This is a genomic window from Sphingomonas chlorellae, from assembly GCF_056485145.1.
In genome coordinates, this window is record NZ_JBQXXM010000001.1 from 575083 (window position 1) to 592133 (window position 17051).

Sequence of the window (17051 nt, forward strand, 5' to 3'; positions counted from 1 at the left end):
ACAACGGCGCTTATCCTAGCATGTCCGCCCGTACAGCCCAAGCCCGGCGGGCGTGGCGATGCGATCCGCCGGGGCTTTCGCTGCACCGCGTCAGCGGCTAGCGTGGCGCCGCCGCGGCCTTCTGCCGCGCCGTGACGGACGATCCAGGACATGCACTTCCCGCAGGCCTCCGCGGCCGATCGCTGGCCCCTTGCCGGATGGCGCGCGCGCCTGCGCCGGCGCGGTCCCGCGGCAGGGCTGGCGCTGGCGGTCGAACTGCTGATCGGGCTGATGCTGGCCTATGCGCTGATGCCGACGCTGCGCCCCAAGCCGCCGCGCGTCCCGCTGACCTTCGGCCTCGACCATGCGATCGGGTCGAACGACGCGCCGACGGTGGTGCCCGATGCCAAGCCCGCGCAGCGCACGGCGCCCCAATCGGGCGAGACGCGCGCGCGGCCTGCCGAGGCGCCACGGCCGCGGGCGGCGCCGAGCCCGGCGCCCTCGCCGCTGGTCGAGACGACGCCGGCCACACTGCCCGCCAATTTCGTGCGGCTGACGCGGCGCGACTTCGCGGCATCGGACCTGGCGCGACAGCCCGCCGGCGCGGCGGCGTCGACGAGCGAGCGCGCCGAGGCGGCGGGCGGCGGCGGCGGGGTGTCGGCCGACAGCGCGGTGGTGGGGAAGGGGCCGCGCGGCGAGACGCTCTATGCCGCCGACTGGTACACGCGACCCCGCCGGGCGCAGATGGCGCCCTATATCCCCAGCCGCGCGCGCCGTTCGGGCTGGGGGCTCGTCGCATGCCGGACCGCGCCGGGCTATCGCGTGGTCGATTGCCAGGAACTGGGCGAGAGCCCGCCGGGTTCGGGCTTTGCCGGCGCGCTGCGCCAGGCGGCGTGGCAGTTCCGCGTCCTGCCGCCGCGTGTCGGCGGGCGCGCGCTCGTCGGCAGCTGGGTCCGGATCCGTTTCGACTATCGGATGGAGACGCGCGACGCGGCGGGGGCGGCAGAGGCCGAAGGCGAGGGCAACTGAAACCGACCGACGGCGGCGCCGCCGGACCGGTCAGGCCTCGCCATGCCCCGCGGCAAGATACGAATCGGACCCCATTTCGTGCAGCCGCGAAACGGTGCGTTCGAACTCGAAGCGTCCGTCGCCCTCCATATAGAGCGTGTCGGGATCGGCATCGGCGGCCGCGAGCAGCTTGACGCGGTTTTCGTAGAGCGCGTCGATCAGCGTGACGAAGCGCGCGGCCTCGTTGCGGTTCTCCGGCCCCAGCCGCGGGATGCCGACCACGATCACCGTGTGGAAGCGATGCGCGATCGCCAGATAATCGGCGGCGCCGCGCGCCTCGCCGCACAGCCGCTTGAACGAGAACACCGCCACGCCCTTGACCGCCTTGGGCACATGGATCGTGCGTCCGCCCGGAACGGCCAGGTCGAGTGCGGGAACGCGGGCGCGATCCTCGACCGGATAGTCGGTGAGGCGGAAAAAGGCCGCGGACAGCGTCGCCGTCGCCTCCGGCCCGTTGGGGACGAGCCAGGTCTGCATCGTTCCCAGCCGGTCGAGCCGGTAATCGACCGGACCGTTGAGCGTCAGCACGTCCATCCGCGCCTCGATCAGCGCGATGAAGGGAAGGAAGAGCTGGCGATTGAGCCCGTCCTTGTAGAGATCGTGGGGCGGGCGGTTCGAGGTGGCGACGACGGTGAGCCCGTTCGCCATCATCTCGGTGAACAGCCGCGACAGGATCATCGCGTCGGCGGCGTTGTTGACCACCATCTCGTCAAAGGCGAGCAGCCGCAGATCGGCCGCCATCGCGGCGGCGACCGCGATCACGGGATCGGGCGTGTCCTTCTGACGCTCGACGTTGAGCCGCTCGTGAACCTCGAGCATGAACTCGTGGAAATGGACGCGGCGCTTGTTGGGGATGGCGACGCAGTCGAACAGCAGGTCCATCAGCATCGATTTGCCGCGGCCGACGCCGCCCCACATATAGACGCCGCGCGGCGCCGCCGGCTTGCGCCCGGTGATCCGCCACAGGATGCTGCCCTTGCGCGGGCTTTCCTCAAGCTCGGCCTGAAGCGCACCGAGGCGTTCGGCGGCGGCAGCCTGTTCGGCGTCGGGGCGCAACTCGCCCGCGGCCACCAGCGCGCGATAACGATCGGGAACTCGGCTCATCGATACACTCGTCTGTGGGCGCGGCCGGCGGTCGCGCCGGAATCAGGGCGCGGCGCGCGGGCGCGAAGGCTTGCGGATCGTGCCGGTAAAGTCGGTGATGACGGCGTCGCCCTGCATCATCACGCCGCGCAGGAAGACCAGCCGCCCGGTCTCGCGCAGCAATTCGAGCACGGCGTCGACGGGGCCGCCATCGGTCGGCGCGCCGGCGACGAAGCGCATCGACAGGTCGAGCGTCGCGGCCGGGCCGGTGAATTCGATGCCGAGCCCGTGCGCGCCGGCGAACAGCGCCATGTCGGCAAAGCCGAGCAGCGCGCCGCCATGGACGATGTCGCTGAGGTTCGAATGGCGGCGTTCGGGCCACATGCGGACGCGGACGCCCGCGCCCTCAGCCCGGACGCCCAGCGGGCCATAGACCTGGTTGAACCGCCCGTCGTCGGCCAGCTCCCACAGCATCCAGCCGGGATGCCGCGGATCGGGCGCATAGCGAAAGTGGGACGGAGCCGCCTCCATCCCACTTTCCGATCGATTCAACGGCGATTCGGCGTTCAAAACGACCGCTCGGCTTCCATCTTCTTGATTTCCGCGATCGCCTTGGCGGGCGAGAGGCCCTTGGGGCACACATTCGCGCAGTTCATGATGGTGTGGCAGCGATAGAGGCGGAACGGATCCTCGAGCTGGTCGAGGCGCTCGCCGGTCATTTCGTCGCGCGAGTCGGCGAGCCAGCGATAGGCCTGGAGCAGGATCGCCGGACCGAGGAAGCGGTCCGAGTTCCACCAGTAGCTGGGGCACGAGGTCGAGCAGCAGGCGCACAGGATGCACTCGTACAGCCCGTCGAGCTTGTCGCGCTGTTCGGGCGTCTGGAGCCGTTCCTTGCCCGACGGCGTGGTCGACACCGTCTGGAGCCACGGCTTGATCGAGGCATATTGCGCATAGAAGTGCGTGAAATCGGGCACGAGGTCCTTGATCACGTCCATGTGCGGCAGCGGCGTGATGCGAATCTCGCCCTTGATGTCCTCGATGGCGGTGGTGCAGGCGAGGCCGTTGCGACCGTCGATGTTCATCGCGCACGAGCCGCAGATACCCTCACGGCACGAGCGGCGGAACGTGAGCGAGCTGTCCTGCTCGCCCTTGATCTTGATCAGCGCGTCGAGGACCATGGGGCCGCACTCGTCGAGATCGACCTCGAACGTGTCGTAACGCGGATTCTCGCCCGCATCCGGATCGTAGCGGTAGATCTTGAACTTCTTGACCCGCTGTGCGCCCGGATCGGCTTTGTGCTCCTTGCCAGAGGTGATCTTGCTGTTCTTCGGCAGGAGAAATTCGGCCATCGGATGTTCCTTTTCTGGGGTGCCCGATAGCCAATCCCTTGGACCGGCTCAACACCCGATGCAACCCGTACCGGCGTTCATGTGCATATCGTGGGGATCGAAGCGCCGGTTCGGCCCCGAACTAGCGATCGAGCGCGGCGGTGGCGGGGGCGCCGACCGGCGCCGTCGCAGTGGCGGGCAGTCGCGCTTCGAGCCGGGCGAGCCACCCGGCGGCGTCGGCGCCGATCGAGAGCTGGGGATCCGACGGGGGCAGGCGCGCGGCGATCTCCCACCGGCTGATCGAGTCGCGTGCCTCGGTCGCGGCGCCCTCGAACGGCTGCGGGCGGCGCAGCGCATGGTTGACCAGCGCGTCGCCGAAGAAGGTCCAGTCATTGTCGGCGCGGCAGCCGAACGAGGTCCGCTCGCTCGACGCGGCGGTGAGCAGCACCGTGTCGGGCGAGGCGAGCAGCGGCACGAATACCCCCGAATAGCAGGCCGACAGCATCACCAGCCGGCGGCGGATGCCGAGCCCGTCGAGCATCGCGGCGAGGCGCGCGGGCGAGAGCAGGCCATAGCCCTGATCGCCGTCGTGATAGGCGATGCCCGCGCGCGCCCCGTGCGCGGTGAGGTAGAGCACGAGCACATCCTCGCGCGGGTCCATCCGCTCGGCGACGCGGGCGAGCGCGACCGCGAGCGTGGCGAGGCTGCCGTGCGGCAGGTCGTCGGGATCGCGCCCGGTGGCGCCTGCAAGCGTGAGCGTGCGGCTGCCGGCATCATAGCGGCGGGCAAGGACGCGGCCCGCCTCGCGCGCCTCGCGCGCGAAGACGGCGTCGCTGTCGAGCGCGACCGTGAGGACATAGGCGTCGACGACGCCGTGCCGTTGCGGTGCGAGCGCGTCGAGTGTGCGGGCGAGGCGGCGATGCTGGTCGAGCAGCGCCGCAGGGGTCCGGCCGCGTTCGAGCTGGGGCGCGGCGTCGATTGCGGTCGCGGGATCCTCGTCGCTGCCGATGAGCGGTGGCCAGTCGCGGCGGTGTTCGGGCGGGGCGACCGCCTGGGCGTGCGCCGGCGCGACCCCGAGCAGGGCGAAACCCATCAACGCACCGGCCAATCCCCGAAGACGCATGCGCACGACCCCGCCGATCCCTTGTCGCGACCAGTCTGAAGCGGGGGGCGGGCGAGTCAAGCCGCGATCGCGACATGCGGGCGGCGGATACGGAAAGGGGGAGGGCGCCGCCGGGCACCCTCCCCCCATTTTCCTGCGACCGGCGCTGCCGGACGGCGATCAGTACACGCGCTTCTTGGGCTTGATGTACTCGATCTCGTCGGTGAGCGTGTAGTCGTGCACCGGGCGGTAGTCGATCGAGACCGCGCCGCCCTTGCCGCCCCAGCCTTCGTGCCAGGCGATGGTGTGCTTCATCCAGTTCGCGTCGTCGCGATCCGGATGATCCTCGTGCATGTGTGCGCCGCGGCTTTCCTTGCGGTTGATCGCCGAGCGGATCGTGACCTGGGCCTGGACGAGCAGGTTGTCGAGCTCGAGCGTCTCGATCAGGTCGGTGTTCCAGATCAGCGAACGGTCGGCGATGCTCACGTCCTGCATCGAGGCATAGACCTGGTCCATGTGCTCGATACCCTCGGCCATCAGCTCGTGCGTGCGGAACACGGCGCAGTGGCGCTGCATCGTCTTCTGCATGTCGATACGGATCGCCGCGGTGGCGGTGCCGCCCTTGGCATGGCGGAAATGATCGAGCCGGCTCAGCGCCGCCTCTTCCGAGCCCTTGGGCAGCGGATGATGCGGGGTGTTCGGCTTGATGATCTCGGCGATGCGCTTGCCGGTGGCGCGCCCGAACACGACGAGGTCGATCAGCGAGTTCGAGCCCAGGCGGTTCGCGCCGTGGACCGACACGCACGCTGCCTCGCCCACCGCGAACAGGCCGGGAACGACCGTGTCGGGGTTGCCGTTGGCGAGCGTGACGACTTCGCCGTGATAGTTGGTCGGGATGCCGCCCATATTGTAGTGGACGGTCGGGACCACCGGCAGCGGCTGGCGCGTCAGGTCGACGCCGGCAAAGATCTTGCCGGTCTCGGTGATGCCGGGCAGGCGCTCTGCCAGGATCTTCGGGTCGATATGGTTCAGGTGAAGGTAGATATGATCCTTCTCCTTGCCCACGCCGCGGCCTTCGCGGATCTCCATCGCCATCGAGCGCGACACGACGTCGCGGCTGGCGAGATCCTTCGCCGAGGGGGCATAGCGCTCCATGAAGCGCTCACCCTCGGAGTTGGTGAGATAGCCGCCCTCGCCGCGCGCGCCCTCGGTGATGAGCACGCCCGCGCCGTAGATGCCGGTCGGGTGGAACTGGACGAACTCCATGTCCTGGAGCGGCAGTCCGGCGCGGAGCACCATGCCGCCGCCGTCGCCGGTGCAGGTGTGCGCCGAGGTGGCCGACTGATAGACGCGGCCGTAACCGCCGGTCGCCAGCACGACCGCATGGCTGCGGAAGCGGTGGATCGAGCCGTCTTCCATGCACAGCGCGATCACGCCGCGGCACTGGGGAACGCCCGAGGCATCGGCCTCCATGATGAGGTCGAGCGCGAAATATTCGATGAAGAAGTCCGCGTCGTACTTCAGGCTCTGCTGATACAGCGTGTGCAGCATCGCATGGCCGGTACGGTCGGCCGCGGCGCAGGTGCGCTGCGCGGGCGGGCCGGCGCCCATGTTCTGCATCATGCCGCCGAACGGGCGCTGATAGATCTTGCCCTCGTCGGTGCGGCTGAACGGCATGCCGGCATGTTCGAGTTCATAGACCGCAGCGGGTGCCTCGCGCGTCAGATACTCGATCGCGTCCTGGTCGCCGAGCCAGTCCGACCCCTTGACGGTGTCGTACATGTGCCAGGTCCAGTGGTCCGGCCCCATGTTGCCGAGGCTGGCGGCGATGCCGCCCTGCGCCGCGACCGTGTGGCTGCGCGTCGGAAACACCTTGGTGATACAGGCCGTCTTGAGCCCGCTTTCCGCGATGCCCATGGTCGCGCGGAGGCCCGCGCCGCCCGCGCCGACGACGACGGCATCATAGGTGTGGTCGATGATCTTGTAGGCGGTCGTCATTATGCGACTGCTCCCGCGGTGAAGGCGACCTTGAGGATCGAGAACACCGCCAGCGTGCCCGCGGCGATGGCGAAGAACTTCAGCGCGATCAGCAGCACGAAGCGCGTTTCGTCGTGCTGGTAATCCTCGATCACGACGGTCAGGCCGTGGTGGAAGTGATAGAAGACGCTGACCACGAGCAGGATCAGCGGAACGGCGACCAGCGGCTGGGCGATCCAGGCGGTGACCGTCGCATAATCATACGCCGGCAGCATCGCCACCGACAGCAGGAACCAGGGCACCAGGATCAGGTTCGATCCGGCGCTGATCTTGTGGTGCCACCAATCGGCGGCACCATGCTTGGCAGAGCCGAGGCCGCGGACGCGACCGAGCTTGGTGCCGTCACCCATGATGCTTCCCCAGGAAGATGAAGGCCCAGAAGGCGATGGTGGCAAGGACCGCAAAGACGAAGGTGAGCTGGGCCGTCCGCTTGTTCGTCTTGAGTTCGAAGTTCACGCCGGCGTCCAGGAAGAGGTGCCGGATGCCCGACGCCATGTGCTGGAAGAAGGCGAGCGTCAGCCCGATGCCGAACACCAGCCCGACAATGTTGAGCGCGCCCGACTGGAGCGTGAACAGATCGATGAAGAAATTATAAGCCGCCTGGCCCGAGGCCATCGCGGCGAGCCACCACACGAACAGGATCGTGCCCACGGTCGCCAGGCCGGAGCCGGTGGCGCGGTGAATGATAGAGACCGCCATGTGCGGACCCCATTTCCAGATCGACAGGTGGGGCGACAGCGGTCGCGCGGAATTGCGGACGTTGGCCAAGGACGTTCCTTTCGCTTCGACGGGGCTTCCTTATACCCCCGTTCGGAGGATGCAAGCTGCATCAAGGGGCAGCGCCCCTGACTAACCCCCCCTTAACCAGTTCGGCGCATAGCTGGGGATGGAAAATGCGGCCGCTTCAGGCCGTTGCAGGGGATCTGCCGACCGTGCCTTCGACCAATGACCTGCCCGCCGCCGGGACGATGAGCGCCAAGATCGACATCGGCGCGCGCCTGCGCATCTTTGATTTCGACGGTTCGCTGATGGCGTCGAGCCGCGCCGCCTATGAGGTGCTGGAACCTGAAATCCGTTCGATTTCAGAAGCTTTCTGGCAGCAGTGGCAGCGTTGTTTCGCGCATGAGCGCGACTGGGCGACCGCCGACCATGACCGGATGATCGAGCTGGGCGTCAGCTTTCTGCGCGACCGTTTCCTCGACACCGCGGGCAAGGGATGGATCGAATCGATCGAGCGATCGGTCGCCGCCGCCTATGTCGCCAAGGTGCAGCCGATGGCGCTGTTGTCGATGATCAATGCAAGCGACCGCGCCGCGCTGGCGGTGCTGATGCGGCGGATCGGCAACGATGATTCGCGCCTGCCGCAGCTGATCGACACGCTGATGCGGCTGTCGGCGCTGGAAAGCGACATCACCGTCGAAATCTACAACATGTATCGCGAGCACAGCGCGCAGATCGAGCGCGACCGGCTGGCGAACGAGTTCCGCGATTCGATCGGTTCGACGGTCGAGGTCGCGTCGCGCGAGGGCGCCGACCTGCGTTCGCAGGCGCAGGACGCGTCGCAATCGGCGCGCGGGATGCTGGGCAAGGCGAGCGAGGTCGCGGCGGCGGCGGAGCAGTCGGCGGTGGCGATGCGCGAGGCGGCGCATACGGCGGCGGGGCTGATCCGGGCGATCGAGGATGCGCGCACCGAAGTCGAGGCGGCGGCCGAGATCGCGACGCGCGCGTCGAGCCAGGCGAGCGAGGCGGTGGGGATGAGCGAGGCGCTGTCCGACCATGCCAAGTCGATCGAATCGATCCTGGGGCTGATCCGCGACATTGCGGGGCAGACCAACCTGCTGGCGCTGAACGCGACGATCGAGGCGGCGCGGGCGGGCGATGCGGGGCGCGGCTTTGCGGTGGTGGCGCAGGAGGTGAAGAGCCTGGCGAACCAGACCGCGCGGGCGACCGACGACATCGCGGCGAAGATCGCGGCGATCCAGCATGCGACGCGCTCGACGGTCGACACCAACGCGTCGATCCGCGCGACGGTGGCCGAGGTGCAGGAAAGCGCCAACCGCATCCGCACCGCGATGGAGGTGCAGGCGCAGACGGTGACCGCGATCACCGCCGCCGTCGACGAAACCGCATTGGCGGCCGATTCGATGTCGGCCACCATCGGCGCCATCCGCGAGGACACCGAGGCGGTGGCGTCGCAGATCGACCAGGTGGGCCAGGGTTTTTCGACGCTCAACGGCCAGCTCGGCTCGCTGAAGGGCAGTGCCAGCGATTTCGTCACGAAAGTCGCGGCTTGAGGAGAGGAAGCGACCATGGAGCTGCGCGAGACGGCGCGCTGGAGCGGGGATAGTCGCCCCGTCGCCCAGCGCCTGCGCGACTATGACTGGGACGGCGCGATCCGCGAGGGTTGCGCCGAAATCCATGCCATGCTGGCCGATCATTACGACAAGATCGCGCGCGGCTTCTGGGACCATTATCTCGATTCGGCCGGGTCGGCGCATCTGCGCCCGCTGTTCACCCCCGAACGGCTGGAAAAGCGCATCCGCGAGAGCGCGGACTATACCGAGGCCAAATATTCGCGGCCCTTTGATCCGCACTGGATGGAGACGGCGTTCCGCAATGCCGCCGCCGCGCACCGCGCCCATGTACCGTTGTCGACGCTGATCTCTGCCTTTTCGGCGGCGCAGAGCGCGACGATGCGGATCATCGACACCGCGCTGGCCGACGATGCGGCGCGCAAGCTGCGGCTGTTCGACGTGATGCAGCGCATGTCGATGTTCGAGGCCGAACTGATGGCGACGGGACTGGGCAAGCGCGACGCCGAGATCGCGCGCGCCGAGCGCCAGCAACAGGCCGAGACCTTCCGGTCGGACATCGCCGAGTCGATCACCGGCGCCTCGGCGATTGCCGATCGCGTGCGCGCGCAGGCGCAGGACGCGTCGCAATCGGCGCGCGGGATGCTGGGCAAGGCGAGCGAGGTCGCGGCGGCGGCGGAGCAGTCGGCGGTGGCGATGCGCGAGGCGGCGCATACCGCGGCGGGGCTGATCCGGGCGATCGAGGACGCGCGCACCGAAGTCGAGGCGGCGGCGGAGATCGCGACGCGCGCGTCGAGCCAGGCGAGCGAGGCGGTGGGGATGAGCGAGGCGCTGTCCGACCATGCCAAGTCGATCGAATCGATCCTGGGGCTGATCCGCGACATTGCGGGGCAGACCAACCTGCTGGCGCTGAACGCGACGATCGAGGCGGCGCGCGCAGGCGATGCGGGGCGCGGCTTTGCGGTGGTGGCGCAGGAGGTGAAGAGCCTGGCGAACCAGACCGCGCGGGCGACCGACGACATCGCGGCGAAGATCGCGGCGATCCAGCATGCGACGCGCTCGACGGTCGACACCAACGCGTCGATCCGCGCGACGGTGGCCGAGGTGCAGGAAAGCGCCAACCGCATTCGCACCGCGATGGAGGTGCAGGCGCAGACGGTGACCGCGATCACCGCCGCCGTCGACGAAACCGCATTGGCGGCCGATTCGATGTCGGCCACCATCGGCGCCATCCGCGAGGACACCAAGCATGTCGCGCGCGAGATCGAGACGCTTCAGCACGATGTCGCCGACGCCAATGCGCGACTGGTCGAGCTGCGGTCGGCGGCGGACAGCTTCTCGTCGTCGGTCGCGGCCTGAGGCCCGGGCACGCATCGCGGGGTGACGCTGACGCCGTCGCGCGCTAGGTCCGGCGCATGACGACGCACATCCTTCTCACCGGCAGCAGCCGGGGCATCGGCGCGGCGACAGCCGGGCTGTTTTCGGACGACGAACGCGTGGCTCTGGTCGGGCAGGGCACGCGCAGCGGCATCGCCGCCGATTTCACCGATCCGGCGGCGCCGCAACAGCTTTGGCGGCAGGCGCTCGACGCGCTCGACGGGCGGATCGACGTGCTCATCAACAATGCGGGCATCTTCGAGGCCAATCCGCTCGACGCCGATCATGACGCGTGGGTCGAGGGATGGGAGCGCACGATGCGCGTCAACCTCACCGCCGCAGCCGAACTGTGCCGGTTGGCGGTGCGCCACTGGCAGGAACGCGGGCAGGGCGGCCGCATCATCAACGTCGCCAGCCGCGCCGCCTATCGCGGCGACAGCCCGGCGCACTGGCACTATGCGGCATCGAAGGCGGGGATGGTCGGCATGACCAAGTCGATCGCGCGTGCCTATGCCGCGCAGGGCATCCTGGCGTTTGCAGTCTGTCCCGGCTTCACGATGACGGGGATGGCCGAGGATTATCTGGAGAGCCGCGGCGGCGACAAGCTGCTGGCCGACATTCCGCTCGGCCGCGTGGCGATGCCCGAGGAGATCGCGACGATCGTGCGCTTCTGCGCGCTCGACGCCCCCGCGTCGATGACCGGGGCGGTGCTCGACGCGAATGGAGCCAGCTATGTCCGCTGAGGCCGCGATCGACAGCTGGAAGGTGACCCTTCCGTGCACCCGCGCCGAGGCCGAGGCGATCGATGCCGGCATGATCGAGATCGACGCGGTGCTGATGACCACCGAGACGGTGGAGGACGATGTCGAGCATTGGCGGCTCGACGCCTATCTGGAAAACGAGCCCGATGCCGCGATGCTGGCGGCGCTGAAGGCGCTGGTGCCGAGCGCGGCGGGCGTCGAGCCCGTCGTCGAGCCGCTTGTCGCGCAGGACTGGGTGACGCTGAGCCAGGAAGGGCTGGAGCCGATCCGCGAGGGGCGGTTCGTCGTCCACACCAGCGCGCATCCCGCCGAAGCGCCGACGGGCGGGCGGGCTTTCCGGATCGACGCCGGGCGGGCGTTCGGCACCGGGCACCATGCGACCACCTCCGGCTGTCTGGCGATGCTCGACGGCATGGCCGAGCGGTCGTTCGCAAACGTGATCGACGTCGGCACCGGCACCGGCCTGCTCGCCTTTGCCGCGGCGTGGCTGTGGCCCGATGCCACGATCACCGCGACCGACATCGATCCCGCCGCGATCGACGTCACGCGCGAGAATGCCGCGGCCAATGCGATCGACGGGGTCGCGCTGATCGTCGCCGACGGCGCGCTTTCCGACGCGATCACCGCCGGTGCGCCCTATGACCTGGTGATCGCCAACATCCTGGCGGGGCCGCTGGTGTCGATGGCGCCCGAACTTGCCGCCATTGCGGCGCCGAACGCCAAGATCGTGCTTGCCGGGCTGCTCGAGACGCAGCGGGCGCAGGTGGTGGCGGCGTTCGAGGCGTGCGGCTGTACGCTGGAGTTGGTCGACCGTCGCGGCGACTGGACGATCCTGCGGCTGGCCGCCGGCGCCACGCGCTATGTGCCGACGACGCCGCCGGACCCCAAGGGGCGCGACGGCTGGGCGCTCGATATCTGAACGCCGAAGCCCGGTCCCGCCCCCGGCCCGTTGGGCCGGTGGCGGAGGCCGGTGCCTATCCGGTCACCGCGCCGGCGCGGCTCCGGGCATAATGCTGCGTGCCGCGGGTGATGACCTGGTCGCCCGGCTCGATCGCGGCGATCGGGATATCGGGCTGTGACAGGATTTCGGCGTAGAGCGGGGCGAAATCGGTTTCGAGCGTCTCGCGCAGCAACGCCTCGAAACTGGGGATGACGAAATAATTCTGCTGAAAATCATCGATCCGGTACTCGGTGCGCATCACGCGCTTCATGTCGAAGCGCAGCCGGTTGGGGCTGTCGCTTTCGAGCGCGAAGACGCTTTCGGCCGAGCTCGACACGATTCCCGAGCCATAGATGCGCAGCCCGTCGGCTTCCTCGACCAGCCCGAACTCGACCGTGTACCAGTAGAGCCGGCCGAGCTGCCTGAGCGCACCCAGTTCGAGCGCGCGGCGCCCGCCGCGGCCATAGGCCTCGAGATAGTCGGCGAACACCGGGTCGGCGAGCATCGGGACATGGCCGAACACGTCGTGGAACACGTCGGGTTCCTGGATATAGTCGAGCTGGTCGGGACGGCGGATGAAATTGCCGGCGACGAAGCGACGATTGGCCATATGGTCGAAAAAGACGTCGTCGGGGACGAGGCCGGGCACGGCGACGACCTGCCACCCGGTCAGCTTCATCAGCCGTTCGGACAGCTCCTCGAAATTGGGGATGCCCGATTCGGAAAGGCGCAGCGCCTCCAGCCCGTTCATCCAGGCCTGCGATGCGCGACCGGGCAGCAGGCGCGCCTGACGCGCGAACAGCGTGTCCCACGTCGCATGTTCTTCAGCGGTATAGGCTTGCCACGCCTGCGGAATCGTCCAGTCGGACGCGGCACCTTCGGGCGGGCTCTCCAGCACATGTGTTTCTTTGTTCATGGCCAAGACATAGCATGGGGTGCAGTGGGGGTGGAATGGACCCGCATATGCCGATGAGCTGGGCTGTTCCCAGCGCCCCCGACCAACCGCCCCCGCCGCTTGCCCTTGCCGCCGAGGCGCCGCGCGCCGCGTTCGGCCTTGCCGAGCTGGCGGCACACTGGCGCGCGCTGGGGCAGGGGCCGCGCGGCAAGGGTGGCCCGGTGATGGTGCTGCCCGGCCTGTTCAACGGCGACGGATCGAACCGGGTGCTCTGCGCGCATCTGCGGCGGCTGGGCCACGCAGCCGAGGGCTGGGGGCTGGGGCGCAACCTGGGGCCGCGCACCATCGGGGCCGACGGCGAGGCGCTGATCGACCGGATCGAGGCGATGTCGGCGCGCGCCGGGGCGCCGGTGGCGCTGGTCGGGATCTCGCTGGGCGGGATCATGGCGCGGATCGTCGCGCATCGGCGCCCCGACTGCGTTCGCGCGGTGGTGACGATCAGCTCGCCCTATGCCGGCCATCCGCGGGCCACCAATGTCTGGCGCCCGTTCGAATGGTTTTGCGGCACGCCGGTCGACGATCCGTCGGTCGGCGCATGGCTGGCCGAAGCCGCCGGGCCGCTGCCGGTCCCGGCAACGGCGATCTGGAGCCGCAGCGACGGTCTGGTCAACGGGCTGATCTGTCGCAGCGCCGATGCACGCGCGGTCGAGGTCCGCAGCAGCCATTTGTGGGTGCAGATGCGCGCGCCGGTGCTCGCGGCAGTGGCCGAGGCGCTGGCGGTGGAGACGCCGGGCGGCTGAGCCGCCTCAGCGCGGCTCGGCCGTGCAGCGATCGGGGTCGCGGCGACAGCGCTTTTCCTGCTCCCGGCGCGCACGTGCGTCGCGTTCCTCCTGCTTGCGGAGTTCGCGGCCGCGGTTGCGGTCGGCCTCGTCCTGGCTGGTCGTGGTCCAGTCGACCACCTTGGCACCGGCCTTGACCGGCGCCGTGGCGACATTCCACGCCGTCTTGGCGACGCACCCGCCCGCCAGCGGCACGACGAGCAGAAGGGAGAGGGCGCGAAGCATGGGCATTTTCCTGGTGCTGCGCGCGGTCAAGCTCAGCGCGCGGCCGCGGCCTGATTGCGCGCGGCGACGCCAAGATACGGGAAATCGGTGAAGAATCCATCGATCCCGGCATCGAGGAAACGACGTATTTCCTCGACCAGCCGCCCGTGATCGGCCGGATTGGCGCCGTTGCGATAGGCCGGCATCAGGAACGCGTTTTCCGCACGGAAGGTCCAGGGATGGAGGCGGAGCCCGGCGGCGTGCGAATCGGCGACAAGGCCGGTGGGCGTCCCGTCGCTGGCGATGATCTGGGTGAGTTCGGGGCCGATGCCATAGGCATAGGCGGCCACCGCCTTGAGTCCGGCCGGCGTCGTCATCTCGCGATAGCTTGGGAAAGCATGGTCCGCCGGCCCCTCGCTGCCGGCCATCAGCTGGATCAGCCGGACCTTCGTCATCGTCCTGAGCTTCTTGAGGTTGTTGACCTCGAACGACTGGATGAAGACGGGGGCGTCGGCGCGATCCCAGCCCGCGGCCTTGAGCGTCGCGACCAGTCGTTCCTCGAGCGGCAGCCCGATCGCGGCGAAATAGCTGGGGTGCTTGGTTTCGGGATAGATGCCGATCGTCCGCCCGGTTTCGGCCGAAGCGCGCTTGGCGAGCGCGATGATCTCGTCGAGCGTGGGGATCGTCGCCTGGCCGTCGAACGCGGTGTTGCCTGGGCGAAGCTGGGGCAGCCGCTCCTTGGCGCGGAGCGTCTTGAGTTCGGCGAGCGTGAAATCCTCGGTGAACCAGCCGGTGAGCGTGCGGCCGTCGATCGTCTTGGTCGTCCGCCGCGCCGCGAATTCGGGATGCTGTGCGACGTCGGTGGTGTCGGTGATGTAGTTTTCGTGCCGCGCGACGAGCACGCCGTCCCTGGTCGGCACCAGATCGGGTTCGATGAAGTCGGCGCCCTGTTCGATCGCGAGCTGATAGGACAGCAGCGTGTGTTCGGGCCGCTCGCCGCTGGCGCCGCGATGCGCGATCACGATCGGCGCCTCCGACGCCCGCTGCGGCATGGCGGGGCTCCCCGCCGCGGCACTTGCTGCCATTCCGAACACTCCCTGCGCCATCAGCGCCGCGGCCAACCAGATGCGTTTCGTCACGCGCGATCCTCCTCGATCATGGGCCGATAGGCGCGCGATGTTACCGTCCCGCGTCAGCGCCACGCCGTCCGCTCATTCGTGGCGAAGCGCGTCGATCGGGTTGAGCCCGGCGGCGCGGCGCGCGGGGAAATAGCCGAACACGATGCCGATCAGCGCCGAGATCGCGAAGCTCAGCAGGTTGATCGACAGGTCGAACTCGAACGGCAGCTTGGCGAGCAGCGCCAGCCCCCACGAGGCGAAGAAGGCGAGGCCGACGCCCACCAGTCCGCCAAGGCACGAAAGCGCGATCGCCTCGACGAGGAACTGCATCAGCACTTCCTTGCCCAGCGCGCCGATCGCGAGGCGGATGCCGATCTCACGCGTGCGTTCGGTGACCGACACCAGCATGATGTTCATGATGCCGATGCCGCCGACGAGCAGGCTCACCGCTGCGATCGCACCGACGAACAGCGTCAGCTGCTGCATCTGGTTCTGCACGGTCGAGGCGAATTCGGCGCTGTCGAAAACGTCGAAATTGTCGGGCTGGCCGGGCGTGAGGTGGCGACGTTCGCGCAGCAGGCCGGTCAGCGACTGTTTCACCACGGCGGTGTCATAGCCCGGTGCCACCGCGATCTGGATCGCCAGCACGTTCTGGTTGCCGACGAAGCGGCGCTGCACCGTCTTGAGCGGCAGCACGACGGTGGAGTTGGGATCGCTGAACCCCGCATTGTCGCGCTTCTTGAGCACGCCAATCACTTCGCAGCTGACGGTGCCGAGCCGGAAACGCTCGCCCACCGGATCCTCGTCGGCGAACAGGTTGGCGCGGATCGTGTCGCCGATCACGCACACCGACTTGCCCGCGCTCTGTTCGGCGTCGGTAAAGCGGCGGCCGCCGGCGAATTCGAGATTCTGTGCGTCGAAATAGTCGTTGCTGGTGCCGGTGACCGATGCCTGCCAGTTCTGGGCGTTGCGCACCGCCAGCGCCGAGGCCGACGCCTGGGGCGCCACGGCGCTGATGCCGCTCACCTGCTGGCGGATCGCGACGACGTCGGCATTTTCGAAACTGGGCGGGGCGTTGGCGCCGCCGCGGCGGCCGCCGCTGGGGAATACCGTCAGCGTGTTGCTGCCGAGCGAGCTGATCGACTGCTGCACCGAGGCCGAGACGCCGTTGCCGAGCGTCACCATGGTGATGACGGCGGCGACGCCGATGATGATGCCGAGCGTCGTCAGGAACGAACGCAGCAGATGCCGGCGGATCTCGCGGAGCGACAGGAGGAGCGTGGTGAACAACATGGTGTCAGGCCCCCGTCGCTGCCTGGGCGGGGAGCTCGGTCCGTTCGACCAGCCCATCCTTGAAATGCACGATCGTCTTGGCGAACGATGCCATTTCGGGCTCGTGCGTCACCATCAGCACCGTGATGCCGAGATCGGCATTGAGCCGGCGGAGCAGCCGCATGATTTCCACCGAGCGTTCGCTGTCGAGGTTGCCCGTCGGTTCGTCGGCGAGCAGCACCTGGGGCTGCGTCACGATCGCGCGGGCGATGGCGACGCGCTGTTGCTGCCCGCCGGACAGTTCGGCGGGGGTGTGATCGGCCCAGCGATCGAGGCCGACCTGTTCGAGCGCGGCCATCGCCGCTTCGCGCCGCGCCTTGCGATGCTCGCCGCGATAGAGCAGCGGAAGCTCGACATTCTCCAGCGCGGTGGTGCGCGCGAGCAGGTTGAAGCCCTGAAAGACGAAACCGAGATAGCGGCGGCGCAGATAGGCGCGCTGATCGCGATCGAGCCTTTCGACATGCACGCCGCGGAACAGATAGCTGCCCCCCGTCGGCACATCGAGGCAGCCGAGGATGTTCATCGTCGTCGACTTGCCCGAGCCCGATGCCCCCATCACCGCCAGGAACGCGCCGGGTTCGATCGTCAGATCGACGCCCTTCAGCGCCTGGAACGCGGTCGGCCCCTCGCCGAACGTCTTGGTGATGCCCTGGAGCTGGATCAGCGGCTCGGCCAT

General features: G+C 68.7%; 18 protein-coding genes. 6 read left to right on the forward strand and 12 right to left on the reverse strand.

Annotated features, from left to right (window positions below; translation table 11 throughout):
• Positions 1-150 precede the first annotated feature (150 nt).
• Positions 151-1008: a hypothetical protein gene (locus tag ACT3CF_RS02725; protein WP_478420193.1), complete on the forward strand. Its 858-nt coding sequence runs from the start codon at positions 151-153 to the stop codon at positions 1006-1008.
• Between the two features lie 30 nt (positions 1009-1038).
• Here the strand turns inward: ACT3CF_RS02725 and zapE are convergent, their stop codons facing one another.
• From zapE to sdhC, 7 genes are all read right to left on the reverse strand, one after another.
• On the reverse strand, positions 1039-2151 hold the full coding sequence (zapE, locus tag ACT3CF_RS02730; RefSeq protein ID WP_478420194.1) for a cell division protein ZapE: 1113 nt from the start codon (positions 2149-2151) through the stop codon (positions 1039-1041).
• A 42-nt stretch (positions 2152-2193) separates the two neighbouring features.
• Positions 2194-2661: a PaaI family thioesterase gene (locus ACT3CF_RS02735; RefSeq protein WP_478420195.1), complete on the reverse strand. Its 468-nt coding sequence runs from the start codon at positions 2659-2661 to the stop codon at positions 2194-2196.
• 35 nt (positions 2662-2696) lie between these two features.
• A complete protein-coding gene (locus tag ACT3CF_RS02740; protein ID WP_478420196.1) occupies positions 2697-3479 on the reverse strand; it encodes a succinate dehydrogenase iron-sulfur subunit in 783 nt (260 codons plus the stop codon).
• 121 nt (positions 3480-3600) lie between these two features.
• Positions 3601-4551 carry a C13 family peptidase gene (locus ACT3CF_RS02745; RefSeq protein WP_478421323.1) on the reverse strand — a complete coding sequence of 317 codons (951 nt, stop codon included), beginning with the start codon at positions 4549-4551 and terminating at the stop codon, positions 3601-3603.
• 189 nt (positions 4552-4740) lie between these two features.
• Complete coding sequence (sdhA, locus tag ACT3CF_RS02750; RefSeq protein ID WP_478420197.1) at positions 4741-6558, reverse strand: succinate dehydrogenase flavoprotein subunit; 1818 nt, start codon at positions 6556-6558, stop codon at positions 4741-4743.
• Positions 6558-6947 (reverse strand): succinate dehydrogenase, hydrophobic membrane anchor protein, encoded by a 390-nt coding sequence (gene sdhD / locus ACT3CF_RS02755; RefSeq protein WP_478420198.1) that lies wholly within the window; start codon positions 6945-6947, stop codon positions 6558-6560. Before sdhD ends, sdhA begins: the two co-directional genes overlap by 1 nt.
• Positions 6940-7296 carry a succinate dehydrogenase, cytochrome b556 subunit gene (gene sdhC, locus ACT3CF_RS02760; RefSeq protein WP_478420199.1) on the reverse strand — a complete coding sequence of 119 codons (357 nt, stop codon included), beginning with the start codon at positions 7294-7296 and terminating at the stop codon, positions 6940-6942. Before sdhC ends, sdhD begins: the two co-directional genes overlap by 8 nt.
• A 269-nt stretch (positions 7297-7565) precedes the next feature.
• On the opposite strand from sdhC, the gene ACT3CF_RS02765 reads away from it, so the two are divergent.
• The 4 genes from ACT3CF_RS02765 to ACT3CF_RS02780 are packed head-to-tail and all read left to right on the forward strand — an operon-like array spanning position 7566 to position 11966.
• Positions 7566-8891, forward strand: a complete 1326-nt coding sequence (locus ACT3CF_RS02765; RefSeq protein WP_478421324.1) for a methyl-accepting chemotaxis protein — start codon at positions 7566-7568, stop codon at positions 8889-8891.
• A gap of 15 nt (positions 8892-8906) precedes the next feature.
• Complete coding sequence (locus ACT3CF_RS02770) at positions 8907-10268, forward strand: methyl-accepting chemotaxis protein (protein ID WP_478420200.1); 1362 nt, start codon at positions 8907-8909, stop codon at positions 10266-10268.
• Positions 10269-10324: 56 nt separating this feature from the next.
• Positions 10325-11029, forward strand: a complete 705-nt coding sequence (locus ACT3CF_RS02775) for an SDR family NAD(P)-dependent oxidoreductase (protein ID WP_478420201.1) — start codon at positions 10325-10327, stop codon at positions 11027-11029.
• The gene (locus tag ACT3CF_RS02780; RefSeq protein ID WP_478420202.1) at positions 11019-11966 is read left to right on the forward strand and encodes a 50S ribosomal protein L11 methyltransferase; all 948 of its coding nucleotides are present in this window, start codon (positions 11019-11021) and stop codon (positions 11964-11966) included. Before ACT3CF_RS02775 ends, ACT3CF_RS02780 begins: the two co-directional genes overlap by 11 nt.
• Positions 11967-12021: 55 nt before the next feature.
• On the opposite strand, the gene phhA is transcribed toward ACT3CF_RS02780, so the two are convergent.
• Positions 12022-12903, reverse strand: coding sequence for a phenylalanine 4-monooxygenase (phhA, locus tag ACT3CF_RS02785; RefSeq protein ID WP_478420203.1), 882 nt, complete (start codon positions 12901-12903; stop codon positions 12022-12024).
• A gap of 35 nt (positions 12904-12938) precedes the next feature.
• Here phhA and ACT3CF_RS02790 point away from each other — a divergent pair, with 35 nt between their 5' ends.
• Positions 12939-13682: an esterase/lipase family protein gene (locus ACT3CF_RS02790; RefSeq protein WP_478420204.1), complete on the forward strand. Its 744-nt coding sequence runs from the start codon at positions 12939-12941 to the stop codon at positions 13680-13682.
• A 6-nt stretch (positions 13683-13688) separates the two neighbouring features.
• Here the strand turns inward: ACT3CF_RS02790 and ACT3CF_RS02795 are convergent, their stop codons facing one another.
• The 4 genes from ACT3CF_RS02795 to ACT3CF_RS02810 all read right to left on the reverse strand — a co-directional run bounded on the left by ACT3CF_RS02795 (position 13689) and on the right by ACT3CF_RS02810 (position 17051).
• Positions 13689-13946 carry a hypothetical protein gene (locus ACT3CF_RS02795; RefSeq protein ID WP_478420205.1) on the reverse strand — a complete coding sequence of 86 codons (258 nt, stop codon included), beginning with the start codon at positions 13944-13946 and terminating at the stop codon, positions 13689-13691.
• A 32-nt stretch (positions 13947-13978) separates the two neighbouring features.
• Complete coding sequence (locus ACT3CF_RS02800; RefSeq protein ID WP_478421326.1) at positions 13979-15010, reverse strand: glycerophosphodiester phosphodiesterase; 1032 nt, start codon at positions 15008-15010, stop codon at positions 13979-13981.
• 126 nt (positions 15011-15136) lie between these two features.
• The gene (locus ACT3CF_RS02805; RefSeq protein WP_478420206.1) at positions 15137-16336 is read right to left on the reverse strand and encodes an ABC transporter permease; all 1200 of its coding nucleotides are present in this window, start codon (positions 16334-16336) and stop codon (positions 15137-15139) included.
• A gap of 4 nt (positions 16337-16340) precedes the next feature.
• Positions 16341-17051 (reverse strand): ABC transporter ATP-binding protein, encoded by a 711-nt coding sequence (locus tag ACT3CF_RS02810; RefSeq protein WP_478420207.1) that lies wholly within the window; start codon positions 17049-17051, stop codon positions 16341-16343.